Source organism: Clostridium sp. OF09-36 (assembly GCF_003481985.1).
GTDB lineage: Bacteria > Bacillota > Clostridia > Lachnospirales > Lachnospiraceae > Brotaphodocola.
Map to the genome: position 1 here is coordinate 1 of NZ_QUMD01000087.1, position 1,078 is coordinate 1,078.

Consider the following 1,078-nt stretch of genomic DNA (forward strand, 5'->3'; position numbering starts at 1 on the left):
TCATAGTCTGCCGACAGCTCTGTGAAACGCTCGTCTGATATGCGCCCGGTCACGCTGTCCTCATACAGCCGCTTGAAGATAGCGGATAACTCGGCTATGCGTTTCTCGGCGGCTTCCAGTTCCTTTTTCTTGGCGGCGTTCCTGCGCTTGCCCCCGTCCTCGTTCTGCTCAATCAAGAGCTTTATAAACCGGGCTTCATGCTTTGCCGCATAGCTGGTCACTTTCCGCAGATTGGATAGTACACCAGCGGTCAAGAGGTCGGTGCGGATAAAGTGCGCTGTACAGTCATGGGTGCGTTTCTTGTAGTTGCCGCAGATATAACAGTCCTGCTTGCGCTTGTCCGTCTGGTATCGCTGCTGATACATCACACTGCCGCAGTCTGCACAGAACAGTATGCCGGAGAACAAGCCCACTTCATCATAGCGGTTGGGGCGTTTGCGCTGCTTGCGAAGCTCCTGCACCCGTTCCCATGTTTGGGTGTCTATGATAGGCTCGTGGTGGTTCTCGAATATCGCTTGCTTTTCCTCCGGGTTTTCTACGCTGTGCTTGACTTTATAAGAGAGTTTTTCCGTCTTGAAGTTTACCAGGCAGCCCGTGTATTCCCGGTTTTCAAGGATATGCACAACGGTATTGGTTGCCCACTTGCACTCATAGCCGGGGTGGTAGCGGCGAGTGCTGCCCGTCCTGCGGTATTCCAGCGTCCCCGGCGTGGGGATTTGCTGCTCTGTGAGCATACGGGCTATCTTGGTCGGACCATTCCCGGCAAGGCAGAAATTGTATATCTGCTTGACTACGGGTGCAGCTTCCTCGTCAATGATGAAATTTTCGTCCTCGTCCATGAGGTAGCCATACACAGGCTTGCTTGTGATAGGCTTGCCACTCATGCCTTTTGAGCGTTTCACTGCTTTGATTTTCTTGCTCGTATCTCTCACCAGCCATTCGTTAAAGATATTCCGCAGCGGGGCAAAATCATTGTCGCCCTGTGCGCTGTCCACTCCGTCATTGATAGCGATGAAGCGGACACCTTTCTGTGGGAAAATCATTTCCGTGTACATTCCCACTTGCAGGTAGTTTCGCC

1 protein-coding gene is annotated in these 1,078 nt (G+C 52.7%); it reads right to left on the reverse strand.

Annotated features, from left to right (window positions below; all coding sequences use genetic code 11):
- A partial coding sequence (locus DXA97_RS19775) for a recombinase family protein (RefSeq protein ID WP_243107796.1) occupies positions 1–1,078 on the reverse strand: 1,078 nt, incomplete at both ends.